General features: G+C 72.8%; 17 protein-coding genes, 1 other RNA gene and 2 pseudogenes. 11 read left to right on the forward strand and 9 right to left on the reverse strand.

Annotated features, from left to right (window positions below; translation table 11 throughout):
* The 3 genes and pseudogenes from ACZ404_RS35540 to ACZ404_RS35550 all read left to right on the forward strand — a co-directional run.
* Nucleotides 1-198, forward strand: a pseudogene (locus ACZ404_RS35540) (hypothetical protein); the annotation flags it as partial.
* A pseudogene (gene fdxA / locus ACZ404_RS35545) lies at nt 195-398 on the forward strand (ferredoxin); the annotation flags it as partial. The pseudogenes ACZ404_RS35540 and fdxA, both read left to right, overlap by 4 nt.
* Before the next feature lie 11 nt (nt 399-409).
* Complete coding sequence (locus tag ACZ404_RS35550; protein ID WP_468447289.1) at nt 410-961, forward strand: GOLPH3/VPS74 family protein; 552 nt, start codon at nt 410-412, stop codon at nt 959-961.
* Between the two features lie 77 nt (nt 962-1038).
* Here the strand turns inward: ACZ404_RS35550 and ssrA are convergent.
* The 5 genes from ssrA to ftsE all read right to left on the reverse strand — a co-directional run bounded on the left by ssrA (nt 1039) and on the right by ftsE (nt 4949).
* Nucleotides 1039-1425: a transfer-messenger RNA gene (gene ssrA, locus ACZ404_RS35555) on the reverse strand.
* Between the two features lie 98 nt (nt 1426-1523).
* Nucleotides 1524-2003 (reverse strand): SsrA-binding protein SmpB, encoded by a 480-nt coding sequence (gene smpB, locus ACZ404_RS35560; protein WP_468447291.1) that lies wholly within the window; start codon nt 2001-2003, stop codon nt 1524-1526.
* 57 nt (nt 2004-2060) lie between these two features.
* A complete protein-coding gene (locus ACZ404_RS35565) occupies nt 2061-3239 on the reverse strand; it encodes a S41 family peptidase (protein ID WP_468447293.1) in 1179 nt (392 codons plus the stop codon).
* Nucleotides 3240-3306: 67 nt separating this feature from the next.
* The gene (gene ftsX, locus ACZ404_RS35570; protein WP_468447295.1) at nt 3307-4224 is read right to left on the reverse strand and encodes a permease-like cell division protein FtsX; all 918 of its coding nucleotides are present in this window, start codon (nt 4222-4224) and stop codon (nt 3307-3309) included.
* Nucleotides 4225-4259: 35 nt separating this feature from the next.
* Nucleotides 4260-4949 carry a cell division ATP-binding protein FtsE gene (gene ftsE, locus ACZ404_RS35575; RefSeq protein ID WP_046729172.1) on the reverse strand — a complete coding sequence of 230 codons (690 nt, stop codon included), beginning with the start codon at nt 4947-4949 and terminating at the stop codon, nt 4260-4262.
* Nucleotides 4950-5182: 233 nt separating this feature from the next.
* Here ftsE and ACZ404_RS35580 point away from each other — a divergent pair, with 233 nt between their 5' ends.
* Nucleotides 5183-5374 (forward strand): hypothetical protein, encoded by a 192-nt coding sequence (locus tag ACZ404_RS35580; protein ID WP_468447298.1) that lies wholly within the window; start codon nt 5183-5185, stop codon nt 5372-5374.
* A 124-nt stretch (nt 5375-5498) separates the two neighbouring features.
* Here the strand turns inward: ACZ404_RS35580 and ACZ404_RS35585 are convergent, their stop codons facing one another.
* From ACZ404_RS35585 to ACZ404_RS35600, 4 genes are all read right to left on the reverse strand, one after another.
* On the reverse strand, nt 5499-6383 hold the full coding sequence (locus ACZ404_RS35585; RefSeq protein WP_468447300.1) for a hypothetical protein: 885 nt from the start codon (nt 6381-6383) through the stop codon (nt 5499-5501).
* 304 nt (nt 6384-6687) lie between these two features.
* Nucleotides 6688-7794 carry a peptide chain release factor 2 gene (gene prfB / locus ACZ404_RS35590; protein WP_468447302.1) on the reverse strand — a complete coding sequence of 369 codons (1107 nt, stop codon included), beginning with the start codon at nt 7792-7794 and terminating at the stop codon, nt 6688-6690.
* Between the two features lie 76 nt (nt 7795-7870).
* The gene (locus tag ACZ404_RS35595; RefSeq protein WP_468447304.1) at nt 7871-9097 is read right to left on the reverse strand and encodes a serine/threonine-protein kinase; all 1227 of its coding nucleotides are present in this window, start codon (nt 9095-9097) and stop codon (nt 7871-7873) included.
* 111 nt (nt 9098-9208) lie between these two features.
* Nucleotides 9209-10891, reverse strand: a complete 1683-nt coding sequence (locus tag ACZ404_RS35600) for a serine/threonine-protein kinase (protein WP_468447306.1) — start codon at nt 10889-10891, stop codon at nt 9209-9211.
* A 388-nt stretch (nt 10892-11279) separates the two neighbouring features.
* Between ACZ404_RS35600 and ACZ404_RS35605 the strand changes: the two genes are divergently transcribed.
* The 7 genes from ACZ404_RS35605 (at nt 11280) to ACZ404_RS35635 (ending at nt 25710) form a co-directional block, all read left to right on the forward strand.
* Nucleotides 11280-14924 carry an FHA domain-containing protein gene (locus ACZ404_RS35605; protein WP_468447380.1) on the forward strand — a complete coding sequence of 1215 codons (3645 nt, stop codon included), beginning with the start codon at nt 11280-11282 and terminating at the stop codon, nt 14922-14924.
* A 101-nt stretch (nt 14925-15025) separates the two neighbouring features.
* Nucleotides 15026-17170, forward strand: coding sequence for a SpoIIE family protein phosphatase (locus ACZ404_RS35610; protein ID WP_468447308.1), 2145 nt, complete (start codon nt 15026-15028; stop codon nt 17168-17170).
* A 170-nt stretch (nt 17171-17340) separates the two neighbouring features.
* On the forward strand, nt 17341-18726 hold the full coding sequence (locus ACZ404_RS35615; RefSeq protein WP_468447310.1) for an ABC transporter substrate-binding protein: 1386 nt from the start codon (nt 17341-17343) through the stop codon (nt 18724-18726).
* 7 nt (nt 18727-18733) lie between these two features.
* The gene (locus ACZ404_RS35620) at nt 18734-20077 is read left to right on the forward strand and encodes a carbohydrate ABC transporter permease (protein WP_468447312.1); all 1344 of its coding nucleotides are present in this window, start codon (nt 18734-18736) and stop codon (nt 20075-20077) included.
* On the forward strand, nt 20074-20985 hold the full coding sequence (locus tag ACZ404_RS35625) for a carbohydrate ABC transporter permease (protein WP_468447314.1): 912 nt from the start codon (nt 20074-20076) through the stop codon (nt 20983-20985). Before ACZ404_RS35620 ends, ACZ404_RS35625 begins: the two co-directional genes overlap by 4 nt.
* A gap of 154 nt (nt 20986-21139) precedes the next feature.
* Nucleotides 21140-23386, forward strand: a complete 2247-nt coding sequence (locus ACZ404_RS35630; protein ID WP_468447316.1) for a bifunctional glycosyltransferase/CDP-glycerol:glycerophosphate glycerophosphotransferase — start codon at nt 21140-21142, stop codon at nt 23384-23386.
* A gap of 125 nt (nt 23387-23511) precedes the next feature.
* Entirely contained in the window at nt 23512-25710 is a 2199-nt protein-coding gene (locus tag ACZ404_RS35635; protein ID WP_468447318.1) for a bifunctional glycosyltransferase/CDP-glycerol:glycerophosphate glycerophosphotransferase, read from the forward strand.
* Nucleotides 25711-25716 lie beyond the last annotated feature (6 nt).

The following is a 25716-nucleotide window of genomic DNA, read 5'->3' on the forward strand; positions in this document are numbered from 1 at the left end:
CTCTCCCGCCTCGCCGACCCCGACACCCTGCACCACACCCCCATCGGCGTCTTCCGCTCCGTCCAACGCCCCGTCTACGACACCAAAATGACCGACCAACTCGACACCGCCATCGAACAACACGGCAAGGGCGACCTCGCCGCACTGCTCGCCGGCAGCGACACCTGGACGGTCCCGAGTCCGAGGAACCACCGATGACGTACGTGATCGCCGCGCCCTGTGTCGACGTCAAGGACAAGGCGTGCCTGGAGGAGTGCCCCGTCGACTGCATCTACGAAGGCGCGCGCTCCCTGTACATCCAGCCGGACGAGTGCGTGGACTGCGGGGCGTGCGAGCCGGTCTGCCCGGTCGAGGCGATCTTCTACGAGGAGGAGCTGCCCGAGGAGTGGGCGTCCTTCCGCGTGCCGGCGTGAGGACGTCCCTGGCCGACGAGGTCGCGCTGCACGTCGCCGCCGCGACCCGGGGCCGTACGGCGTCCTGGCGGGTGGAGCTCGGCATCGCGCTGGCGGGGGCCGTGCTGGTCGAGCTGGCGCTAGCCGACCGGGTCGTCGTACGCCCCGGGCAGTTGCTGATCAACCGACCCGGGCCGCTGACGGACCCGGTGCAGGACGAGGTGCTGCGCCGGCTGGCCGCACGGTGGCGAGCCGGCTCGGCGGAGGAGTGGATCGAGCGTCTCGCGCCGCTCGTGCACGACCGGGTCCAGGAGGAGCTGGTGGCCCGGGGGCTGCTGTTTCCCGAGCCCGGCCGGCGGACCGTACGCCTGCATCCCCGTGTCGAGCGGGAGCCGCTGGATCCGGCGCGGGCGGAGATCCTGGCCCGGCTGCTGTACGCGGCCCACCGGAACTGGGCGCCGGCGGGCCGGGCCGCGCGGCCGGGCGAGCCGGAGGCGGTCGGCGAGGTGTGCACGGCGGTCGCGTCCTGCGTGCTGGCCGCCGCCCGGCGGCTGATGTGCGGCTACTAGGGCCGCGGCGACAGCCGCCGGAACATGGAAAACCCCCTCCCGACTCTGCGTTTCCGCAGGTCGAAAGGGGGTCTGTACCGTGGAGATGGCGGGAATCGAACCCGCGTCCAACGGTGCGGAACCAGGGCTTCTCCGTGTGCAGTTCGCTGTGCTTTTCTCGGCCCCGGCGATCACGCGAACAAGTCGCCGACGGGCTCAGTCACTGTGTGGTTTCCCTCTTCACCCCGTGACCGGGATCGAGGTTTAGTTCCCTAGCTGATGCCAGGATCCGGGTCGGGAACAGCCCCGGGCTGACACTCCCGTGAGAGCTTCGCTAGCTGCTTATCAGGCAGCGAGAGCGAAGTGGGAGGAATCGCGCTTGGTGTTGGCGATTATTTTTTTCGGCCTGTGGTTTACGAGATCATGGCCGCTTCCTCGACACGCTTCCCCTGCTTCGACATCCGCTGTCGAAACCGATCATCCCCATGTTGATTTTTCAAATCAGTGCACCTGCTGTGCGGTGCAGGTGCCATCGTACGTGACCAACGCGGGTCGATGCCAGCGCATTCCCGCCGGGCGGGCGCTAGCCCCGCTGCTTGCGCCGGACGGCGGCCATCGCGCGGTCCGCCTCGCGCCGGTCCTGCTTCTCGCGCAGGGTCTGGCGCTTGTCGTACTCCTTCTTGCCCTTGGCGAGCGCGATCTCCACCTTGGCGCGGCCGTCCTTGAAGTACAGGGCGAGGGGCACGATCGTGTGACCCGTCTCCTGGGACTTGGACTCCAGCTTCTCGATCTCCGCGCGGTGCAGCAGCAGCTTCCGCTTGCGGCGGGCGCTGTGGTTGGTCCAGGTGCCCTGGCTGTACTCGGGCACGTGCACGTTGTACAGCCACGCCTCGTGCCCGTCGAGCTGCACGAAGCCGTCGACCAGCGAGGCCCGCCCCTGGCGCAGTGACTTCACCTCGGTGCCCATGAGGACCAGACCGGCCTCGTAGGTGTCGAGGATGTGGTAGTCGTGCCGCGCCTTCTTGTTCTGCGCGATCAGCTTGCGCCCTTTTTCCTTAGCCATAGTGCCGACCATTTTCGCACCATGGAGGGGGTGGGAGGGAAGCGCATTACGGGTGCGCTACGACGGGTCGCCCAGTCCGGTGAGGACGGTCTCCGCCCGCTGCAGCGCCGTGGCGCCCGCCTCCAGGTCGGGTGTGATACCCCGGCCGTCGACGGCGTGGCCGGAGGGGGTGCGGTAGTGGCCGACGGTCAGCTCGGCCACCGAGCCGTCGGGCAGCGAGGTCGGCATCTGGATGGAGCCCTTGCCGAAGGTCCGCGAGCCGATCACGACCGCGCGGCCCCGGTCCTGGAGGGCGCCGGTGAGCATCTCGGCCGCGCTCATGGTGCCGCCGTCCACCAGGGCGACGAGGGGCCGGCTGGTGTCGCCGCCGGAGGCCGCGTGCAGCGCGCGCTGGGCGCCGTCGACGTCGTAGGTGGCGACCAGGCCGCCGTCGAGGAAGGCGGAGGCGGTGTCCACGGCCTCGGTGACCAGGCCGCCGGAGTTGCCCCGCAGGTCGAGCACGACGCCGGCGTCGGCCGGGACCCGGCGCAGGGCGGCGCGCACCGCCTTCCCGCTGCCCTTGGTGAAGGCGCTGATCCGGATGAGGGTGACCCCGCCGGGCAGCTTGCGGACGGTCACCGAGTGCGTGGACAGGCGGGCCCGGTGCAGGGTCCGGGTCCACGCGCGCGTGCCGCGCTGGAGTCCGAGGGTGACCGTGGTGCCCGCGGCGGCGTCCTCGGCGTCCCCGCGCAGTAAGGAGACGACCTCGGTGACGGGGCGCCCGGCGACGTCGCTGCCGTCGATGCTGCGCAGCCGGTCGCCCTTGCGGATGCCGGCGTCGGCTGCGGGCGAGCCGGGCTGGACGCGGGTCACCTCGATCCGGCCGTCCCGCTCGCGTCGCGCCCACAGGCCCACGCCGGTGTACTGGCCGTCGAGGGCCTCCTGGAACTCCTGGTACTCGCCCTCGGAGTAGACGGCGCCCCAGCGGTCCCCGCTGCGGCTGACGGCCCGCTCGGCGGCCTCCATCGGCGACTTGCCGTCGGCCATGGCCTCGGCGGCGGCCCGCCGCACGTCCTCGTGCCGGGTGCCCGGTCGGGCCGGCCCGACCGCGCTGCGGCGCCCGGTGGAGCCCGGCTGGCCGGTGTCCGGGAAGGAGCCGGTGGCGGCGCCGGCGACCAGCACGCCGGCGAAGACCAATGTCAGGGCGGCCCCACGGCCGAGACGGCGGGGCTGACAGAACGGGTCACGGCCTGACATGGCGGTGAGTCTAGGACAACGCGAAGGGCCGTACGTCCGGTTGACCGTACGGCCCCCTTGGCATGCGTCACACCTTCAGGTACTTGCGCAGCGCGAAGAACGCGGCCAGCGCGGGGAACAGGAAACTCGTGGCCAGGATGAGCGGCAGCTTGGCGGCGACCGCGTCCCAGCCGACGAAGTTGATGAGTTGCAGCTTCTCGGACAGCGCCACTCCGTGGTCGATCACGAAGTACTGCACGATCACGAGGAAGGAGCAGGCGAGCATCCCGCCGATGAGCCCGGCGACGGCGGCCTCCATGATGAACGGCGCCTGGATGTAGAAGCCGGACGCGCCGACCAGGCGCATGATCCCGGTCTCCCGGCGCCGGCTGAACGCCGAGACGCGCACGGTGTTGACGATCAGCAGCATCGCGACCGTCAGCATCACCGCCATCACGCCCCGCGCGCCCCAGTTCAGGTATCCGAGGAGGGTGAAGAGGTTGTCCAGGATGCCCTTCTGGTCCTGCACGGACTGCACGCCGTCACGTCCGTTGAAGGCGCTCGCGATGACCTGGTACTTCTCCGGGTCCTTCAGCTTGATCCGGTACGACTCCTGCATCTGGTCCGGCGTCAGGGAACTGGCCAGCGGGGAGTTGCCGAACTGTTCCTTGTAGTGCTTGTACGCCTGGTCCTGCGACTCGTAGAGGACCTCCTCGACGACGGACATCTTGTGCAGGTCGGCGAGGATCTGCTTCTTCTGGTCCTCGGTCACCGCGCCCTTGGCGCAGTTCGGGTCGGACGTGGCATCGCTCTTGTTGCACAGGAAGATCGAGACGTTGACCTTGTCGTACCAGTAGCCCTTCATGGTGCTCACCTGGTCGCTCATCAGCAGGGAGCCGCCGAACAGGGCCAGGGACAGGGCCACGGAGACGATGACGGCGAAGGTCATCGTCAGGTTGCGGCGGAGACCGACGCGGATCTCCGACAGGACGAACTGGGCGCGCATGGCGTCTGGTCAAGCCTTTCCGTCGTGAACTTGCTTCAGTGCTGGTAGCCGTAGACGCCGCGGGCCTGGTCACGCACGAGGCGGCCCTTCTCCAGCTCGATGACGCGCTTGCGCATCTGGTCCACGATGTTCTGGTCGTGCGTCGCCATGATGACGGTGGTACCCGTCCGGTTGATCCGGTCGAGCAGCTTCATGATGCCGACGGAGGTCTGCGGGTCGAGGTTGCCGGTGGGCTCGTCGGCGATCAGCAGCTTGGGCCGGTTGACGAAGGCCCGCGCGATGGCCACGCGCTGCTGCTCACCGCCGGACAACTCGCCCGGCATCCGGTCCTCCTTGCCGCCGAGCCCGACGAGGTCGAGCACCTGCGGCACGGACTTGCGGATCTCGCCCTTGGACTTGCCGATGACCTCCTGCGCGAAGGCCACGTTCTCGGCGACCGTCTTGTTCGGCAGGAGCCGGAAGTCCTGGAAGACCGTCCCGAGCTGGCGGCGCATCTGCGGCACCTTCCAGTTGGACAGGCGCGCGAGGTCCTTGCCCAGGACGTGCACCTGGCCGTGGCTGCACCGCTCCTCGCGGAGGACGAGCCGCAGGAAGGTGGACTTTCCGGAGCCGGAGGACCCCACGAGGAAGACGAACTCGCCCTTCTCCACCTCCAGGGACACATCCCGGAGGGCTGGGCGGGTCTGCTTGGGGTAGACCTTGGAGACGTTGTCGAATCGGATCACGGATGCACCACGGGTCGCCGGGGGTAGATGAGCGTGACCATACGCGAACCGGGTGTGGAAGCGCAGGGCCCGGTGGCGGTTGGGCGAGACTTGTGCACTTTTGTACGGCCCTGATTTCGGGCTTCTCCGAGCGCCCGGGCTCTTTTGGGGGGAACCTGGCAGAGTGGAGGGGGGAACGTTCTGGTTCCCGTGCGCGTTGTATGGGTGATGACCGGTGCAAGGAGGGCGAGCGCATGACGTACGACCGGTTGGTGTGCGCGAACTGCGCGTCGCCTGTGAGTGAGGGCCGGTGCCCGGTGTGCCGTGCCAACCGCGAGCGACTGCAGCAGGAGGGCTTCTTCGGGGGCCTGAACCCGATGGCGCTGATCGCGCTGCTCGCGGTGCTGATCGCGGCCGTGGCGCTGCTGGCGCACCAGACGGCGTGAGAAGTCCCCGTTGATCCACGGCAGATGATCGACAAACCGTAAGGGCCCGGAGCGTGACCGTTTCATCACGCTCCGGGCCCTTCACTGCGTACGCCGTGCGCGCAGGGTGGCCGTGGGGCTACCCTCAGGCGGCCGCGCCGCCCCGGCCGCCCACGAGGCGCGGCAGCACGCGGAAGCCGATGCCGCCGGCGATCATCGTGGCGGCGCCGACGAGCAGGAACGCGGTCTGACCGGCACCGGTCTCGGCGAGCTGCTTGTCACCGCCCTGCGCCGTGGTGTCCGAACCCGTGTCGGTGAGGGCCGAGGAGCCCTCCTCCTGGGCGGTGTTGTTGTTGCCGCCGTCGGGGGTGGTGTGGTCGTTGCCACCGGAGGTGCTGCCGCCGGTGCTGCCGGAACCACCCGTGCTGCTGCCGCCGGTGCTGCTGGAGCCACCGGAGCTGCTGGAGCCGCCCGTGGAGCTGGAACCGCCCGAGCTGCTGCCACCCGTGGAGCTGGAGCCACCGGAGCTGCTGGAGCCGCCCGTGGAGCTGGAACCGCCCGAGCTGCTGCCGCCGGTGCTGCTGGAGCCGCCGGCGGAGCTGGACCCGCCGATGCTGGCCGAGCCACCGATGCTCGCGGACCCGCCGATGCTGGCCGAGCCGCCGATGCTCGCCTCGCCACCGGCAGCGGCGGAGCCGCCGGCAGCGGCCTCACCACCGGCAGCACTCTCGCCACCGGCGGCAGCAGAACCACCGGCAGCGCTCTCACCGCCTGCAGCGGCCTCACCACCGGCAGCACTCTCGCCACCGGCGGCGCTCTGGCCGCCCGCGTCCTCGCACACGCCGACCGGGTCGCAGCCGCCGCCCCCGTCGGTGGTGCCACCGTCGTCGCTGCCGTCCGCGCTCACGCCGATGCTGATCGGACCGAGGTCCAGGGCCGAGGCCGCGCCCGCGGCGGTCAGCGAGGCTCCGGCCGCGATCACGGCGCCGGCGGCTATCCGCGCGACCCGGACCCGCGTCTTCTTCGTCATATGGTTGCTACCCCCAGTAGCTCTTCGTCAATGAGGCGGCGTGCGGGGCTTGCCGTGATCGACGGAGGCAGCTGACGAAGCCCGAGTCAGGCTCGAGCGATCCCATTCCCCCGGTTCACATGCGCCCCAGAGATACGCATGCCACGCTTCACCCTTCCCATTTTTCAAAGCAACGTCAAGGCCGTTGCGCGCGCAATGTCCAAGGGTGTGGCGTTTGCCGGGAGTTGGAGCCTGTGAGTGTGATGTAAAACCCAGACAAATGACAACTGCCGCCTCGGGGGCGGCAGTTGTCATGTCGACAAAGTTACTTCTCCTGCTGCTTGCGCCAGCGAATGCCGGCCTCCAGGAAACCGTCGATCTCCCCGTTGAACACGGCCTCGGGGTTGCCGACTTCGTACTCGGTGCGCAGGTCCTTGACCATCTGGTACGGGTGCAGGACGTACGAACGCATCTGGTTGCCCCAGGAGTTGCCGCCGTCGCCCTTGAGGGCGTCCATCTTGGCCTGCTCCTCCTGCCGGCGCCGCTCGAGCAGCTTGGCCTGCAGGACGTTCATCGCGGTGGCCTTGTTCTGGATCTGCGACCGCTCGTTCTGGCAGGAGACGACGATGCCGGTGGGCAGGTGGGTGATGCGGACCGCGGAGTCGGTCGTGTTGACACCCTGGCCACCGGGGCCGGAGGAGCGGTAGACGTCGATGCGCAGATCGCTCTCGTCGATCTCGACGTGGTCGGACTGCTCGACGACGGGCAGCACCTCGACACCGGCGAAGGAGGTCTGCCGGCGGCCCTGGTTGTCGAAGGGCGAGATGCGCACGAGGCGGTGCGTGCCCTGCTCGACGGAGAGGGTGCCGTAGGCGTACGGGGCCTGCACGGAGAAGGTGGTCGACTTGATGCCGGCCTCTTCGGCGTACGACGTCTCGATGAGCTCGGTCTTGTAGCCCCGCTGCTCGGCCCAGCGCAGGTACATGCGCTGCAGCTTCTCGGCGAAGTCGGCGGCGTCGACGCCGCCGGCCTCGGCGCGGATGTTGACGAGCGCCTCACGGGAGTCGTACTCACCGCTGAGCAGCGTCCGGACCTCCATCTCGTCCAGCGCCTTGCGGACCGAGACCAGCTCGGACTCGGCCTCGGCGCGGGTGTCCGGGTCGTTCTCCTCCTCGGCCATCTCGAAGAGGACCGCGAGATCGTCGATCCGGCCGCGCAGCGCCTCCGCCTTCCTGACCTCGGCCTGGAGGTGGGAGAGCTTGCTGGTGATCTTCTGCGCCTCGTCCGGGTTGTCCCACAGGGACGGCGCGGCCGCCTGCTCCTCGAGCACGGCGATGTCTGCCCTCATCCGGTCCAGGTCCAGAACGGCCTCGATCGACTCCATGGTCGAGGAGAGGGACTTCAGCTCTTCGGATACATCGACGACTGCCACGCCTCCAGCGTAACGGCTCCACCGACCGACGAGAGCCGGGCGGTGGAGCCGCCCGCGACGGCAGGGAGCCCAAGGGTCACGGGGTCGATGTGCTGTGGGTGTCCTGCGGGGGCTGGTCGTCGCCGGAGGTGGCCAGCCAGGCGCCGACCCCGAGGGCCGCCGCCAGGACCACTCCCGCCACGGTCAGGGTGATCCGGCGCCGCCGGGTCACCGCGCGGTGCCGTGCCGATCCCGGCCGGGGCGCCCCCGCCGCCCGGGGTGCCCGTGCCGTGCCCCGCGCCCCGCCCGCCAGCTCGTCCGGACCCGGCACCCGCATCGAGGTGTGGGTGTCCCGGTTGGAGTCCGGCTTGGCCCCGGGCACCAGCGACACGGCCCCCCGCCGCCGCACCGGTTCGCCCCCCGGCGGCGCCGGTACCGCGGCCGGCTCCTGTTCCGCCTCCTCGGAGAGGTCGGGCTCGTCCACGTCCAGCGGCGGCATCCCCGCCAGCAGCGGCAACTGCTCCCGCAGCCGCAAGGCCAGCTCCGAGGCCCGCAGCCGGGACGCCGGCGCCTTCGCCAGGCACTGCACGATGAGCTGCCACAGCTCCTCGGGGATCCCGGGCAGCGGTACGACGGTCTCGGTGACGTGCCGGCGCAGCACCGCGCCCGGATGCCCGCCGCCGAACGGCGTGAAGCCGGCGAGCAGCTCGTACAGCACCGTCGCCAGCGCGTAGATGTCCACGGCGGCCCGCGGCGGCAGCCCCTCGACGATCTCCGGCGCCAGATAGTCCGGGGTCCCGATGATCTTCGTGGCCCGCGTCCGCTTCGGCGAGTCGATCAGCTTGGCCACGCCGAAGTCGGTGAGCAGCGCCGGGTGCGCTCCGCCGGGGCCCAGCGGCCCCTGCATGTCCAGGAGGATGTTCTCCGGCTTGACGTCCCGGTGCACCACTCCGGCCGCGTGGGCCGCCGCGAGCCCGTCGGCGACGTCCGCGACGATCGCCACCGCCGCCTCGGGCGCGAGCCGCCGCTCCCGCTCCAGCCGGGTGCGCAGGTCCGTGCCCCGGACGAGGTCCATCACCAGCGCCAGGTCGTTGCCGTCGACCACCAGGTCGCGCACGGAGACGATGTGCGGGTGCTCCAGGCCGAGCAGCGCCGTGCGCTCCTGCACGAAGCGCCCGACGAGCTCCTGGTCGGAGGCGAGGTCCTCGCGCAGCAGCTTGACCGCGACGGGCCCCTCCGGCCCCTCGCCCAGCCACACCGTGCCGGCGCTGCCCCGCCCCAGGATCTGGTTGGCGGTGTACCTGCTGCCGATCTTCCGTGCCAAGGCTGCTCCTACAGACGCGTGTTGTCGCTAAAACTACGCGTCCGGGGAGCCAACCTTCACCGCGGAGACGGAAATCACCCGCCAGATGTCGACAAATCCACAGACTCGCGATCAGTTGCCGCTGCCGGAGGAGCCCCCCAGGTCCTTGACCCAGTGGCCCACCTTCCCGGCCCAGTCGCTCAGCTGATGCCAATAACCGCGGCCCTGGCCGACCCAGGTGTGCAGCGGGGTCAGCTCCCAGACCAGCCAGCCCGCCACGATCAGGATGACGATCGTGAACAGACAGCCCTTCAGACAGCCGAGCCCGGGGATCTTCATCGGGTTGGCGCTGCGCTGCCGCGGCGCCCGGGGCTCGCGCGCGGGCCGCGGCTCGGGCTGCGCGGGCGGCGCGTACTGCTGCGGCTGCGGCGTGGCGTACCGCGGCTGGTGCTGCTGCGGCTGGCCGTACCCGGCGGGCGGCCGCTGCCAGCCGCGCGGCTGCGGCTGCTGCGGGCGTGCCTGCGGGGCCTGGCGCGGCTGCTGCTGCGGCCGGGCGACCTGCCGCTGGGGGCGGCGGCGCAGCGGGTCCTCGTCGGGGGCGAGGTACTGGATCTGGGTCTGCTCGTTGCGGTCCCGGGCGGCACGGAGCTGGGTCTGCCAGGGGTGCGGCTGCTCGGGCTGCTGCTGCCCCGGGGGGCCCTGCGGCAGGGGCGGCAGGACGGCCGTCGGGTCGGCCGCGCCGGTGTTCGGCAGGACGGCGGTGGGGTCGGCCGCGCCGGCCGGGCCGCCGGTGTGCGGCAGGACGCTGGTCGCGGCGTTCGGGTCGTAGGCACCCTGGGGCGCGTTGGTGGGCAGCACCTGGGTGGGGTCGGCGGCGCCGGGCACGCCCGGGACGGCGGCCGGAGCCGGGTCGGGAGCGAGCAGGGCGCCGACGCCCTCGGCGGCGGCGATCTGCGCGGCGTTCGCGTGCACGCCGATGCCCTCGGCGACGACGCGCAGGCCGCGCGCGAGGTTCTCGGCGCTGGGCCGCTCGGCGGGGTTCTTGCGCAGGCAGCGCTCTATGACCGTCCACAGCGGGTCCGGCACGGTGGAGGGCCGGCGCGGCTCGGCGCTCAGATGCTGGTGCAGCACCTCCAGGGCCGTGCCGCCGGAGAACGGCGGGCGGCCGGTGACCAGCTCGTACAGCAGGATGCCGGCGCCGTAGATGTCGACGGCGGAGGTCTGCGGGCGGCCCTCGGCGGACTCCGGCGCCACGTACGCGGGCGTGCCGACGAACTCGTGGGTGCGGGTCAGGCCCGGGGAGTCGGCGAGGCGGGCGATGCCGAAGTCGGTCAGCATCGGGTGCATCCGGCCGTCGTACTGCTGGAGCAGCACGTTGGCGGGCTTCAGGTCGCGGTGGACGACGCCGTCGGCGTGGCTGGCCGCGAGCGCGTCGGCGATCTGCGCGGTCATCAGGGCGGCGGCGACCGGTGTGAAGGGGCCGTTCTCGCGCAGGTAGCGGTGCAGGTCGGGGCCGTCGACGAGGTCCATGACCAGCGCCAGCAGATCGCCCTCGACGACCAGGTCGCGCACCCGCACGATGTTCGGGTGGGTGAGCCGGAGCAGTACGGAGCGCTCCCGCAGGAAGCGCATCACGATGTCCGGGTCGCTCGCCAGCTCCTCCTTGAGGACCTTGATGGCGACCGTCTCGCCGGGCTGGCCCGGCACGGCCGCCTCCGCACCGGCGGTCTCGCGCTGGCGGGCACGCCAGACGGTGCCCGTGGCGCCGCGTCCGAGCGGCTCCTCGAGCAGGTACTTGCTGCCGACTGGCCGCACGTCACGCGCTCCCTGCTGCTTGCTTGCCTGTGTTCCGTTCGTTCCGAACCACTGTAGTGCCGGTGCACAGGGCACTACGTAAGCGTTCCCGGCGATGTTCGCCGCCCGGGCCGGGCCCTGCCCGGCGAATCCGGCGCTCCGGTTCGAAGGAAAGACGCTTCCCTCGGTCTCCTGGTTGCCGGATACCGGACGTGACCGATCTCAACTGATCATCGGCGCGCAACTGGTCAGGCACTTTTGGGGGCAGAGCCGACCAATCAAGATCACTTGGCGCCGGGACGTGGGCGTGTTGTCAGTCGCAGGTGCGAGGATGCGTGCAGTACTGGCCGACGTGCCCGTGCGGGGGTGGGGGAAGTCCGCGCCCGGGCAGAAGGGACCGCTGACGGCGATGCAGATCCGGCTGACCGTCGTAGACCCGCTGGGCCCGTCCCCGCAGCGGGGCCGCGCCGCGAGCCGCGACGTGCTGGTGACGGCGCCCGCGGGCACGGACCTGGCCGCGGTGGCGTCGGCGCTGGCCGCGGCGGTCACGGGAGAGAGCGGCGCCGGCCGCGACGCCGGCGGCGCCCCGGTGGTGCTGTACGCGGGCACGGACCGGCTGGACCCGCGCCGCAGCGTCCTCGGCGAGCCCCCGCTGGTCGACGGCGCCGTGCTGTCGCTGGGCGCCCCGGCGGCCCCGGAGCCGCACCCCGAGCTGGACGACGCCCCGACCCAGCTGCACGTGGTCGCGGGGCCGGACGCGGGCGGGGTCCATCTGCTGCACGGCGGCCGGATCACCGTCGGCCGCTCCGCCGACGCCGACGTCCCGCTCGACGACCCGGACGTCTCCCGCCTGCACTGCGCGGTCACGGTCGCCGCCGACGGCACCATCTCGGTGGCCGACCTGGGCTCCACCAACGGCACCTCCCTCGACGGCACCCGCCTCACCGACCACCCCGTCCGCTTCCCCGCGGGCGCCCTCCTCCGCCTCGGCGAGTCCGCCCTCAGGGTTACGCCGTCCGGGGGGCCGGGGGCCCGCGTGCGGGTGGTGCCGGACGGGGAGGGGTGCGTGCGGGTCGTTCCCGGCGATCCCGGCGAGGGGACGGCCGAGAGCGCGGGCGCCGGTGCCGGCCCGGTGGGCGCGGACAGTGGCGCCGGCGCGCGGGCGGGGGACGGCGGATCGGCCGGTGTCGGGGGGCAGTCGGAGCCTTCCGTGCGGGCGCACCACGCGTACGGCTCGGCGGGCTGGGGCGCCTCCGGCGCGGGCGCGTCGGCACAGGAGCACCGGCGCGGCGAGCCGCCCTCGGTGCCCGGCCAGTCCGGGGCACCGGGCATCGAGAGCCGGGGCGAACGCGCGGGAGGGCCGGGCGCGGCCGACACGGACGCGCGCCGCTACGACGTCGGCGGGCCGGTGCCCGGGGCATCCGGGTCGGCACCGCACGGGACACCGCACACGGCGTCCGCATCCGCGCCCTCTCCCAGCGGTGGGGACACCCACGCGGGGCGCTACGGCGTGGGCGGCCCCGGCGCCGCGCACCCCGCCGGTACGGCGGCTCACGGCACGGCGCCCGACGACGCGTCGTCCGGTGCCGGCTCCCGGGCCGGCGGCACCCGCAAGGACACGCCCCTGCGGGGCACCGACGCGCCGCAGTCCGGGCGGCGGCGAGGGGGCCTCGGTGCGTGGGCGCGACGGCTGGCCGGCGGACGCGCGGAGTCGACGGCAGCCGGAGCGCAGGCGTACGAGGCCGCCCGGACGGCCCGTGCCGAGGATGCCCCGGCGCTCGCCGGTGCCCCGCAGCAGCCGGAGACCTGGCCCGACCCCGCCGCCCTGCTGCTGACGGCGCTCGGACCCGGCCCCCGGCTGTGGGAGCGGGGCCTCGGGCACCCGGAGGCGCTGACGGTCCGGCTCGGCACGGCCGACCGGAGCGCGCCGGACGGCTCGGGCGTGCTGCCGGCCGTGCCGGTGACGGCGGCGCTGCGCGAGGCGGGTGCGCTGGGCCTGGCCGGTCCGCGCCCCCGGCTGTCCGGTCTCGCCCGCGCGGTGCTGGCCCAGCTGGCCGCGCTGCACTCCCCCGACCTGCTCGAGATCGTGCTGATCAGCGCGGACCGCACGCGCCCGGTGGAGGAGCGCACGGCCGAGTGGTCCTGGCTCGGCTGGCTCCCGCACGTCCGCCCGGGCCGCGGCCAGGACTGCCGCCTGCTGCTGGCCTACGACCGCGAGCAGGCGGCGGCCCGCACGGAGGAACTCCTGCGGCGCGTCGATGACTACGCGGCGACGGGCCGCGGCACGGCCCAGCCGGCCACGGCAGCGGCCGCTTCCGCACGCGGCTCCGCGCCGGCGACTGCCCCGGCCCCCGGGACCACCCCGGCGCACCCCACCGGCACCCCCGCACCGGACCTCGGCGCCGCGGCCCGCCCCCGCACCCCCGGTCGTCGTCCCTCCTGGGCCAGGGAAGACGGCGAACTGGACGGCGTCGGCGGCTTCCCGGGGCCGTACACCGTGGTCGTGGTGGACGGCGACCCCGGGGGAAACTCCCTGCAGGACGCCCTGGCGCGGCTGGCCGTGGCCGGGCCGCGGGCCGGGGTCCATGTGCTCTGCCTCGCGGAGACCGCGGCGGCGACCCCCGCCTCGCCGGTGGCGCAGACGTACGAGGCGGCCTGTGCCGGTGTGCCCACCTTCCGGCACTGCGGGGCCGTGGCCCTGCTCAGCGGTGATGTCGCCGGCGCGCTGCATCTGATGCGGGTCGCGCCCACCGGTCCCGTCGGCCCGGGTGCCCTCGCCGCCGTCGACGCCGTCTCGCTCGCCTGGGCGGAGCGGTTCGCGCGGGCGCTGGCCCCGCTGCGGCCGGACGGCCCCGGTGGTGAGCGCCACGCGCGCGTGGCCGTGCCGCTGCCGCAGTCGGCGCGGCTGCTGGACGAGCTGGGCCTGGCCCGGGCCACCCCGGCCTCGCTGATGGCCCGCTGGGCGGACGCGGCCGACGACACGGAGTCGCTGGGCGGCCGGGCCCGTGCGGTGCTCGGCGCCGGGCCGCGCGGCCCGCTCACCGCCGACCTGGTGGCCGACGGGCCGCATCTGCTCATCGAGGGTCCGGCCGGCAGTGGCCGTACCGAGCTGCTGCGGGCCGTGGTGGCCTCGCTGGCCGCCGCGGAGCGGCCCGACCGGCTGGGCCTGGTGCTGATCGACGGCCGGGACGGCGTCGGGGCGGGCCCGGGGCGCGGCGAGGGGCTCCGGGTCTGCACCGACATACCGCACGTGACGACCCACCTCATCGCCAACGACCCCGTGCGGATGCGGGAGTTCGCCCAGTCGCTGAGCGCCGAGCTGAAGCGGCGGGCCGAGCTGGTGGGGCGGACGGACTTCGCCCAGTGGCACACCGGGCGCGAGGTGTCGGGCCGTATCGTCGCCCAGCGCACCCCGGCCGGCCGTACGGCCGCCCCCGCACCCGGAGCCGGAAGCGGAACCGGCGACATAGAAACGCCGCCCAGCTCCACGCTGCGGCTGCGGCCCGGCGCCGCGGCCCGGCAGCGCACCGAGGCCGCGCCCGCGCTGCCCCGGCTGGTGGTGGTCGTCGACGATCTGGACGCCCTGGTCTCCCCCGCGCTCGGTTCGCCGGGCCGGCCGGCCGCCGGGTCGGTGATGCGGGCGCTGGAGGCGGTGGCCCGGGAGGGCGAGCGGCTCGGCGTGCATCTGGTGGCGGCGGCCGGGACGGGCGGTCGTACGGCGGAGACGGAGCCGGCGCAGCGGGCCACCCTGCGCATAGCCCTGGACGCGCCGTCGGCCGGGCCGGACGAGCCGGCACCGGGGCGGGGCAGGCTCCGTTACGCGGACGGACGCACCGTCGGCTTCCAGGGCGGCCGGGTCACGGGCCGCATCCCGCGCACGGCGACCCAGCGGCCGACCGTGGTCCCGCTGGAGTGGCAGCGCATGGGCGACCCGCCGGCCCGCCGCCCGGTACGCGAACTCGGCAACGGCCCCACGGACCTGGCCCTCCTGGCAAGCGCGGTGGAGCGAGCGGCCCGCGAGGTCTCGGCGGCAGAGGTGCCCTCGCTCCTCTGACCGTTTTCGCCCCGCGGGAGCACGCCGGACGGAAAAAGCGTTTCATTGAACGGTACCCGTGGCACAGAGAGCAGCCTGACCCGCGACCAGCAGGAGGCAAGGTGCCCGCTGGGAGGAGTGAGCCCGCGAGCAGCGCCGACTCCCCGGAGCTGCTTCGGCTGACGCTGGCCCTGCGGCACGCGGCGGCGTGCGTGGACGGCTTGGGCGCGCTGGCGCACCGGCGTGACGGGGACCGGCTGCGGCTGGTGGCGGTCAGCGGGCTCGAGGCTCCGGACGTCGAGGCGTGGGCGGATCTGGGACTGGACGAGCAGGCGGCACCCGCGCGCGCGGTGCGGGGCGACGCGTACGTCTGGGCAGCCGGGTGCGACACGGTCACCGGGGCCCGCGGCACGGTGGCGGTGCCGCTGCCCGGTGTCGACGGACCGGTCGGGGCGCTGTCCGTCCTCACGGCCGGGCCCGGGGAACCGGACCCGGTGCAGCGCTCCCTCCTTCAGGCGCTTGCGGCATGGGCCGTGGGGCCCGCCGCGGGCCGCACGGCCGGCACGGCCGGGGACGCCCACGGGACGCCCGCCGAGCCCGACGGGAGGCGCACGGCCGAACGGCCCGTCCGGATGAACGAGGTCAGCGCCGCACTGGCCGAAGCCGTCACCGCCGCCGACGTGGTACGGGTCGTCGAGGAGCGCGTGCTGCCCGTTCTGGGTGCCGACGGTCTGCTGGTGCAGGGGCTGGACAAGGACCGGCTGCGCCTGATCGGCTGCGTCGGCTACCCGCAGAGCTTTGTCGACCTGATCGGCACCCGGCTGTCCCCCCTGTCCGCCAGCCCCGCGGTCGACGAAGTGCTCCGCACGGGCACGCACCGCTTCGTCGAATCCCAGGCCGAGTACCGCAGGCTCTACCCGGAGGCGAACTTCCTCGCGGACGCGTCGCCGAAGAACGCCTGGGTCTTCGCGCCCCTGATCGCTTCCGGGCGGCCCATCGGCTGCTGCATCCTGTCGTTCTCCCGGCCACGCTCCTTCGGCGACGAGGAGCGGAACCTGATCATCGCGCTGAGCGGGCTGCTCGCCCAGTCCCTGGAGCGGGCCCGCCTGTACGACGTGGAGCACGCCCGCGCCCAGGGACTCCAACGCGGCCTGCTGCCCAGGGCGCTGCCCCGGCTGCGCGCCGTCAGCGCCGCCGCCCGGTACCTGCCCGCCGGCACGAGCGAGGAGGTGGGCGGCGACTGGTACGACGTGATCCCGCTGTCCGCCGACCGCGTCGCCATGGTGATCGGCGACGTCATGGGACACGGCATCACCGAAGCCGCCGTCATGGGCCGCCTGCGCACCGCGGTACGCACCCTCGCCGACCTGGACATGGCTCCGGACGAGCTGCTTCACCACCTCAACGACCTGATGAGCGACCTCGGCGAGGACTGCTTCGCCACGTGCCTGTACGCCGTGTTCGACCCGGTCGCCCGTACGTGCTCGTTCTCCCTGGCCGGCCATCCCCCGCCGGTCGTCGTTCACCCCGGAGGCACGGTGCAGTGCCCCGAGCCGGCGGCCGACCCGCCGCTGGGCGCGGCCGAGCCCCCGTTCGACATCCATGAGCTGCACCTGCCGGAGGAGTGCCTTCTGGTGTTCTACACCGACGGCCTCGTCGAATCCGCCACGCGCGACAGCGACCACGGCCTGAGCCAACTCCGGCAGACCCTGGCCCACGAGGTGTCCCGTAGGCCGTACTTCCCGGCCGAGGAGGCCGGACGTCGCCACGATGCCGCGGAGCGGCGGCTGGACCGCCTGTGCGACCTCGTCGTCTCGGCCCTGCTGCCCGACGCGGAACAGACCAGCGACGATGCGGCGCTGCTGATCGCCCACACGTGGTCGACGGCCCCTGGGGACATCGCGTCCTGGAGCCTTCCGGAGCATCCACGCGCGGCCGGGCAGGCACGCGAGTACGTGCGCAAACAGCTCGCCGTCTGGGACCTGGACGACCTGGTGACGACCACCGAGCTGATGGTCAGTGAGCTCGTCGGCAATGTCGTCCGGCACGGCAGGGGTCCGGTACGCCTGCGTCTGATGCGCAGCCGCTCGCTGATCTGCGAGGTCTACGACGGCAGCCTCACCACCCCCCGTATCCGCCGTGCCACGTTCACCGACGAGGGCGGCCGCGGTCTGCAGCTGGTGGCCGCCCTCTCCCGACGCTGGGGCGCGCGCTATCTCCATGACGGCAAGTGCATCTGGACCGAGCAGGATCTCCCCCTTGGGTGAGCGCTCCGGCCGGCGGCCCGACCGCCACGCACCCCTCCCCGATCACGAGCCGGTCACGATGCGCCGCCGGACGGCGCAGGCGCTCTTGCCGCCCGTGTGCGGCCCGGCGTAGACCGGAGCGCACGGGACAGAGTTCTGACGTTCAACGAAGAACGACGAACGGGGAAGTGATGCGGAGTAACAGCAGCACCATCCGGACACACAGGGCCGTCACCACATGCGCCGCCCTGCTCGCGGGAGCCCTCGCGCTCACCGCCTGCTCCGGCGGCGGCGACAAGTCCACGGACAGCGGCGGCACCGCCGGCGGGGCCACCCCGTCCGGCTCCACCCTCTCCCTGCCGAAGCTGAACGGCGCGAGCCTGGAGGTGGCCGCCGTCTGGACCGGCACCGAGCAGAAGAACTTCAAGCAGGTGCTGGCCGAGTTCGAGAAGCGCACCGGCGCGAAGGTGACGTTCGTGCCCGCGCAGGACCCGATCATCAACTTCCTCGGCTCCAAGATCGCGGGTGGGCAGCCGCCGGACGTGGCCCTGCTGCCGCAGCCGGGCGCGATCAAGCAGGCCGTGCAGAAGAAGTGGGCCAAACCGCTCGGCCCGGACGCGATCAAGGAGCTGCAGAAGAACTACTCGCAGGGCTGGCAGGACATCGGCAAGGTCGACGGCAAGCAGTACGGCGTCTACTACAAGGCCGCCAACAAGTCGCTGATCTGGTACAACGCCAAGGCCTTCGAGAACGCGGGCGCCAAGGAGCCCAAGACCTGGCAGGAACTGCTGACCGCCGCGCAGGCGGTGTACGACTCCGGGGTCACCCCGTTCTCGGTCGGCGGCGCGGACGGCTGGACGCTGACGGACTGGTTCGAGAACGTCTATCTGTCCCAGGCGGGCCCCGAGAAGTACGACCAGCTCGCCCAGCACAAGATCAAGTGGACCGACCCGTCAGTGAAGCAGGCGCTCACCACGCTCGCCCAGATCTGGGGCAAGAAGGACTATGTGGCGGGCGGCGCGGACGGCGCGCTGCAGACCGAGTTCCCGGCCTCCGTCACCCAGACCTTCACCGGGGGCGACCAGCCGAAGGCGGCGATGGTCTACGAGGGCGACTTCGCACAGGTCAACATCGGTGACACCAAGGCGAAGGTGGGCACGGACGCGAAGGTGTTCCCGTTCCCGGCGGTGGGTTCCAGCGCCCCGGTGGTCTCCGGCGGTGACGCGGCGGTCATCCTGAAGGACTCCAAGGCGGCGCAGGCGCTGGCCACCTTCCTGGCCTCCCCGGACGCGGCGACGATCCAGGCCAAGCTCGGCGGCTACCTCTCGCCGAACAAGAACGTGCCGGACTCGGCGTACCCGAACGAGGTGCAGCGCACGATCGCCAAGGCGCTCATCGCGTCCGGCGACGACTTCCGCTTCGACATGTCCGACCAGGCCCCGCAGGCCTTCGGCGGCACCCCGGGCAAGGGCGAGTGGAAGGACCTGCAGGACTTCCTGAAGAATCCGAAGGACGTCGCGGGCACGCAGGCGAAGCTGGAGAAGGACGCGGCGGCCGCGTACGGGAACGGGGGCTGATCCGGCCATGGCGTCGGCAGCCGCGGCCGGGGCCCCACCGGGCCCGGCCGCACCCAGGAGCCGCAAGAGCGTGACCGGCACCCGCAAGGCCGTGGCAGCCCTGTTCCTGCTGCCGGCCCTGGTGCTGCTGGGCGCGCTCGTGGTCTACCCGATCGGGTACTCGATCGTCCGCAGCTTCTACAACGCGAACGGCGACGGGTTCGCCGGGATCGACAACTACAAGGCGATCTTCACCGACGACGGCATCCGCACCGCCCTGAAGAACAACATCATCTGGGTGGTGTTCGCGCCCACGGTCTCCACCGCGCTCGGCCTGGTCTTCGCGGTGCTGACCGAACGGATCCGCTGGGGCACGGCGTTCAAGCTGGTCGTCTTCATGCCGATGGCGATCTCGATGCTGGCGGCCGGGATCATCTTCCGGCTGGTGTACGACCAGGACCCGGACAAGGGCGTCGCCAACGCCGTGTGGGTGGGTGTGCACGACACCTTCGCCCCGTCGTCGGCGTTCCCCAAGGCGCACCCGGGCCGTGACTCGCCCCTGAAGCCGGAGGCGGGCGGGTTCATCACCTCGGCCACCGTGCACACCGGGCAGACCGTCACCCTGCCGCTCGTCGGGGTCGCCCCCGACCAGATGCCCGGTGACGCGAAGAAGGCCGTGGCCGCCAGGGCCGAGCCGGGGAAGATCACCGGCACCACCTGGCAGGACTTCACGCGCGGCAAGGGCGTCGGGAAGCCGGGCGCGCCCGACCCGTCCGAGCTGGGCTACGCCGGGATGCGGATCGAGGCGGTGAAGGACGGCAAGGTGGTGGCCTCCACCGAGGCCGCCGCCGACGGCACCTTCACGCTGCCCGCGACGGCCGACGGGGCGCAGCTCCGACTGCCCGCGAGCAACTTCAAGGAGCCGTACAACGGCGTCGACTGGCTCGGCCCGGCGCTGGTCACCCCGGCCATCATCGGGTCGTACGTCTGGATGTGGGCAGGCTTCGCGATGGTGCTGATCGCGGCCGGGCTCGCGGGCGTGCCCCGGGAGCTGCTCGAGGCCGCGCGGGTGGACGGGGCCAACGAGTGGCAGGTGTTCCGCAAGGTCACCGTGCCGCTGCTGGCGCCGGTGCTCGCGGTGGTGGTCGTCACACTGATGATCAACGTGCTGAAGGTGTTCGACCTCGTCTACATCATCGCCCCCGGCTCCTCCCAGGACGACGCCAATGTGCTGGCCCTGGAGCTGTACCGCAAGGGCTTCGCGGAGGGCCAGCCGGGCATCGCGAGCGCGATCGCGGTGTTCCTGCTGCTCCTGGTGATCCCGGTGATGCTGTTCAACATCCGTAGGCTGCGGCGGGAGGTGCGGCGATGACGGCGGCCACGGGAAGCATAGGGAAGGTGACGCCCGCCGGGACGACGGTGAAGGCCCGGCGGTCGCTCGGGGCGCGCATCGCCGAGAAGCTCAGCGGCGGACTGGTCCGCGCCTTTTTGCTGGTGGTGGGGCTGTTCTGGCTGGTGCCGACCATCGGCCTGCTCATCTCCTCGCTGCGCGCCCCGGAGGACGTGAGCGCGAGCGGCTGGTGGACGGTGTTCAGCAAGCCGTCCGAGCTGACCTTCGACAGCTACCGGAACCTGCTGGAGAACGGCGACATCACCCACTCCCTGGTGAACACGGTACTGATCACGGTCCCGGCGACGGTCCTGGTCGTGGTGATCGGCTCGCTGGCCGGCTACGCGTTCGCGTGGATGGAGTTCCCGGGCCGCGACTGGTGGTTCCTCGGCGTGGTCAGCCTGCTGGTGGTGCCCGTGCAGGTGGCGCTGATCCCGATCGCCGAACTGTTCGGCAGGATCGGCCTGTTCGGGACCATCCTCGGAGTGATCCTCTTCCACGTCGGCTTCGGTCTGCCGTTCGCGGTGTTCCTGCTGCGGAACTTCTTCGCGGAGATCCCCCGCGAGCTGCTGGAGGCGGCCCGGCTGGACGGCGCCGGTGAACTGCGGCTGTTCGCCCGGGTGGTGATGCCGCTCGGCGGGCCCGCGATCGCGAGCCTCGGCATCTTCCAGTTCCTGTGGGTGTGGAACGACATGCTGGTCGCCCTGGTGTTCACCAAGTCCGGCTCGCAGCCGATCACGGTGGCGCTGCAGACGCAGGTACGGCAGTTCGGCAACAACATCGACGTGCTCGCGCCCGGCGCGTTCATCTCGATGGTGATCCCGCTGGCCGTGTTCTTCGCCTTCCAGCGGCAGTTCGTGTCCGGGGTGATGGCGGGCGCGGTCAAGTAGCCCTGGCCGAAGGGCAGTTCCCTGGGGGCGGGTCCGCGCGGGCCCGCCCCTCCGCATGCGCGACATCCCCCGAATGGCGCAGGAACCGTAACCAATTCACTCCATTGGCCGTTCCCGGGCAGAACGCCCGCGCCGACCGACCCATGGATGCCCCTTGCCCAGGTTCAGTGTCATTGTCCCCGCGTACAAGGTCCAGGCGTACCTCCCCGAGTGCCTGGACTCGGTGCTCTCCCAGTCGTACCCGGACCTCGAACTGATCGCCGTGGACGACCGCTCCCCGGACGCCTGCGGCGCGCTGATCGACGAGTACGCGGCGCGCGACGCGCGCGTGAAGGCCGTCCACCTCGCCGAGAACCAGGGTCTGGGCCGCGCCCGCAACGCGGGGATGGCCGAGGCTACGGGCGACTACCTGATCTTCCTGGACGGCGACGACACCCTCACCCCGCACGCGCTGCGCGCGATCGCCGACCGGATCAAGGAGACCGGCGAGCCGGACGTGCTGGTCCACGACTACGCGCGCACGTTCTGGAACGGCGAGGTGATCCGCAACCGGACCGCCGCCCCGCTGACCGAGGAGGGCCCGGCGCCGTTCCGGCTGGAGGACCGGCCGGGGCTGCTGCGCGTGCTGATGGTGGCCTGGAACAAGGCGTACCGGCGGGAGTTCGTCGAGGAGCAGGGCTTCGCGTTCCCGCCCGGCTACTACGAGGACACCCCGTGGACCTTCCCGGCCCTGATGGCGGCGGAGTCGATCGCCACGCTGGACCGGGTCTGCGTGCACTACCGGCAGCGCCGGCAGGGCAACATCCTGGGCACCACCAGCCGCCGCCACTTCGACATCTTCGACCAGTACGAGCGGGTGTTCGCCTACGTCGAGCAGCGGCCGGAACTGGCGCGCTGGCGGCCGGACCTGTTCCGCCGGATGATCGACCACTACCTCGTGATCTTCACCCGGCGGGACCGCCTGCCGCGCGGCAGCCGCGCCGAGTTCCTGCGCCGGGCCCGCGCCCACCACCGCCGCTACCGGGTGCCCGGCACCCGGGCGCCGCTGCGCTCCCGGCTGCGGCACGGGCTGGTCCGCTTCGGCCTGCACCGCACCTTCCGCGCCCTGCGGCTGGCCTCGGCCGCGCGCCGGCGCACGCTGAAGGCGGCGGTCAAGCTCGCCCGCGCCCTCAGGACGGCCGCGCTGCGGCTGCACTACCGCGTTCAGCTGCGGCTGCCCCTGCGCGCCGACCGTGCGGTGTTCTCCGCGTACGACGGCGAGGGCCACGGCTGCGGCCCGGGGGCGCTGGAGGAGGCGTTCCGGACGCACGCCCCGCACATCCGCACCGCCTGGATCACCCGCCCCGAGCACCAGCAGGCGGTGCCGCCGGGGCCGCGCCGGGTGCGCCCGGGCACGGCCGCGTACTGGACGGCGCTGGCCCGCTCCAAGTACCTGGTGAACAACACCGCCTTCGACCGCCGGCTGCGCAAGCGGCCCGGCCAGGTGTTCGTGCAGACCCAGCAGGGGACCCCGCTGGGGCACCTGGGCCTGGACCTGCAGGAGCGCCCGGCGGCGGCCCGGGACACCGACTTCGAGGAGTTGCTGCGCGGCGTCGACCAGTGGGACTTCGTCGTGTCCGGCAACCGGCACTCCACCCTGACCTGGGAGCGGGTCTTCCCGGGCCGCTACACCACCCTGGAGTACGGCAGCCCGCGCAACGACGTGTTCCAGCGGGCCACGTCGGCGGACGTGGCCCGGCTGCGCGCGGCGCTGGGCGTCCCGGAGGGTGCGGTGGCGATCCTGTACGCGCCCGCCCCCCGCGACTACCGCCGCACCCAGCGCCCGCTGCTCGACCTGGAGCGGATCCTGCGCCGCCTGGGTCCGCGCTTCGTGGTCCTGGCCCGTGCCGAGGGCCTCCCCCCGGGGCCGGGGGCCCGCGTCATCGACGTGAGCGGCCACCCGGACGTGGAGTCGCTGTGCCTGGCCTCGGACGCGCTGGTGACGGACTACTCCTCGCTGATGGTCGACTACGCCAACCTGGACCGGCCGATCGTCGTGCACACCGAGGACTGGGAGGCCTACGAGGCCGCCCGCGGGCTCTACGTCGACCTGCGCGCCTGCCCGCCGGGTGCGGTGGCGCGCAGCGAGGACGACCTGATCGACATCTTCGCCGGCGGCCACTGGCGCGGCTCCCGCTCCGCCCAGCTGCGGGCCGCGTTCCGCGAGCGGTTCTGCCCGTACGACGACGGCCGCGCCGCCGAGCGGGTCGTCCGGCATGTCGTGCTGGGGGAGCCGGCGGGGCTGCCGGAGTTCGTGCCCCTCGCCGCCCGCCACCCGGTGCCGTCGGCGGCGGCCGCCCGCACGCCGCTCGCCACCGTGCCGCAACCTTCCGGTCCTCTCCCCGTCACCGAGGACCGCTGAACACCGTTGGACCTTCCGGGAGTTCCCATGCCCCTCGGCACGACGCGGCCCACTCCGGTCCGGCCGTCCACCTGGCGTCCCGCCGGACGGCCCCACCGCGTCCGCACGACAACAGAAAGAGCAGAATGCCCCGCTTCACCATCATCGTCCCGTCCCACGGGGTCGCCGGCCGGCTGTCCCAGGCGCTGGACTCCGTCCTCGGCCAGTCCTTCGGCGACCTCGAGCTGATCCCGGTCTGCGACGGCCCCGACGCCCCGGCCGCGGCGGTGGCCGCCGGATACGCCGAGCGGGACTCCCGGGTGGTCCCGGTCGACTCGCCGCCGTCCGCCGGGCTGAGCGGGGCGCGCAACGCCGGGCTGCGGGCGGCGACCGGAGCGTACGTGCTGTTCCTCGACGGCGACGACCTGCTGCTGCCGGGCGCGCTGGCGGCGCTGGACGCCCGGCTGGCCGAGACCGCCGGCGTCGACGTGCTCTACGCCGAGCACGAGCGGACTCCCTGGTGGGAGGGCGAGGCGAGCAACCCGGCGGCCCCCCTGCTGGCGAACGCGCCCAAGGGCGCCTTCTCCCCGGAGCGGTGTCCGGAGCTGACCGGTGTGCCGTTCCCCGCGTGGAGCGCCGTCTACCGCCGCACCTTCCTCACCGGGCATCGACTCGCCTTCCCCGACGGCCACTTCACGGACGTCGGCTGGGGCGGGCTGACCACGCTGGCCGCCGAGCGGATCGCGGTGCTGCGCCAGGTCGTCGTACGGCACCGGCTGCGCCGCCAGGGCAGCCGGCTCAACCTGCCCGGACCGCACCAGCAGGGACTGCTGGACCAGGTGGAGCTGGTGCTGACCCGGGCCGCCGATGAGGGCCTCGCGGCCGACCGGACCCGGGCGCTGTTCGAGCAGCTCTTCGCGCAGGTGCTGAAGACGGCGTCCCGGCCGGAGCGGCTGCCCTCCGGGCACCGGGCGTTCTTCCGCCGTGCCGGGCGGCTGTACCGCGCGCACCGGCCCACCGGGTACCGCGCCCCGGCCGGCAGCCTGGGCGTGCAGCACCGGCTCCTGGCGACGGGCGCCTACACGGCGTTCCGGGCGCTGCGCGGCGCCAACCAGGTCTCCACCGGGGCGACGGCCCTCGTGCCGCGTCCCCGCGCGCTGCGCACCCGGCTGCACTACGCCCGGCAGCTTCGCCGCCCGCTGGACCCCGACCTGGCGGTGTTCTGCGCCTACTGGGGCCGCGGCTACGCCTGCAACCCGGCCGCGATCCACGCCAAGGCCCGCGAACTCGCCCCCCACATCCGCTCCGTGTTCCTGGTCGAGGCCGACCAGGCGCATGCGATGCCCAAGGACGTCGACTACGCGGTGATCGGCTCGCGCCGCGCCTGGGAGGTGCTGGCCCGCGCCCGGTACCTGATCAACAACGCCAACTTCGCGGACGCCGTGGTCAAGCGGCCCGGCAGCGTGCACCTGCAGACCCAGCACGGCACCCCGCTGAAGAAGATGGGCGTCGACCAGGCCTCGTACCCGGTGGTGGCGGCGGCGACCGGCAGCTTCGCCAGGCTGCTGGCCCGGGTGGACCGCTGGGACTACAACCTCGCCTCCAACCGGCACTCCACCGAGATGTGGGAGCGGGCCTTCCCCAGCGCCCACGAGATCCTCGAGTACGGCTATCCGCGCAACGACGTGTACTACACGGCGACGGCGGACGACGTGGCCCGCGTCCGCCGGGAGCTGGGCGTGCCGGAGGGCAGGACGGCCGTCCTGTACGCGCCCACGCACCGCGACTACCGGACCGGGTTCGAGACCGGCCTGGACCTGGAGGCGTTCTGCGAGCAGGCCGGCGAGGACGTCGTCGTGCTGCTGCGCGCCCACTACTTCTACGACCGGGGCGGCAGGCGGAGCAGCGACCGGATCATCGACGTCACCGCGCACCGCTCCTCCGAGGACGTGTGCCTGGCCGCCGACGCGCTGATCACCGACTACTCGTCGATCATGTTCGACTACGCCAACCTGGACCGGCCGATCGTCGTGTACGCCGACGACTGGGACGTCTACCGGGAGACCCGGGGCGTCTACTTCGACCTGATGGAGACCCCGCCGGGCGTGGTGGCCCGGACGCCGGAGGAGCTGGCGCGGGTCTTCCGGGACGGCGCCCACCGGGGCCGGGAGGCGACGGCGGCCCGGGCCGCGTTCCGGGCGCGCTTCTGCCAGTTCGACGACGGACGCGCCGCCGAACGCGTCGTACGCCGGGTGCTGCTCGGTGAGCCGCCCGAGTCGATCCCGCCCGTGATCCCGCTCGCGGAGCGCATCCCGGCCCCCGCCGCCACCCTCGTAAGGAGCTGACCTCAG

Source organism: Streptomyces sp. NPDC030798 (assembly GCF_055572275.1).

Coding starts and splice junctions, on each gene's coding strand:
- ACZ404_RS35605 (WP_468447380.1), top strand. CDS start 11,280: ATGCAGATCCGGCTGACCGTCGTAGACCCGCTGGGCCCGTCCCCGCAG.
- ACZ404_RS35625 (WP_468447314.1), top strand. CDS start 20,074: ATGACGGCGGCCACGGGAAGCATAGGGAAGGTGACGCCCGCCGGGACG.
- smpB (WP_468447291.1), bottom strand. CDS start 2,003: ATGGCTAAGGAAAAAGGGCGCAAGCTGATCGCGCAGAACAAGAAGGCG.
- ACZ404_RS35565 (WP_468447293.1), bottom strand. CDS start 3,239: ATGTCAGGCCGTGACCCGTTCTGTCAGCCCCGCCGTCTCGGCCGTGGG.
- ACZ404_RS35615 (WP_468447310.1), top strand. CDS start 17,341: ATGCGGAGTAACAGCAGCACCATCCGGACACACAGGGCCGTCACCACA.
- ACZ404_RS35635 (WP_468447318.1), top strand. CDS start 23,512: ATGCCCCGCTTCACCATCATCGTCCCGTCCCACGGGGTCGCCGGCCGG.
- ftsX (WP_468447295.1), bottom strand. CDS start 4,224: ATGCGCGCCCAGTTCGTCCTGTCGGAGATCCGCGTCGGTCTCCGCCGC.
- ACZ404_RS35620 (WP_468447312.1), top strand. CDS start 18,734: ATGGCGTCGGCAGCCGCGGCCGGGGCCCCACCGGGCCCGGCCGCACCC.
- ACZ404_RS35580 (WP_468447298.1), top strand. CDS start 5,183: ATGACGTACGACCGGTTGGTGTGCGCGAACTGCGCGTCGCCTGTGAGT.
- ACZ404_RS35585 (WP_468447300.1), bottom strand. CDS start 6,383: ATGACGAAGAAGACGCGGGTCCGGGTCGCGCGGATAGCCGCCGGCGCC.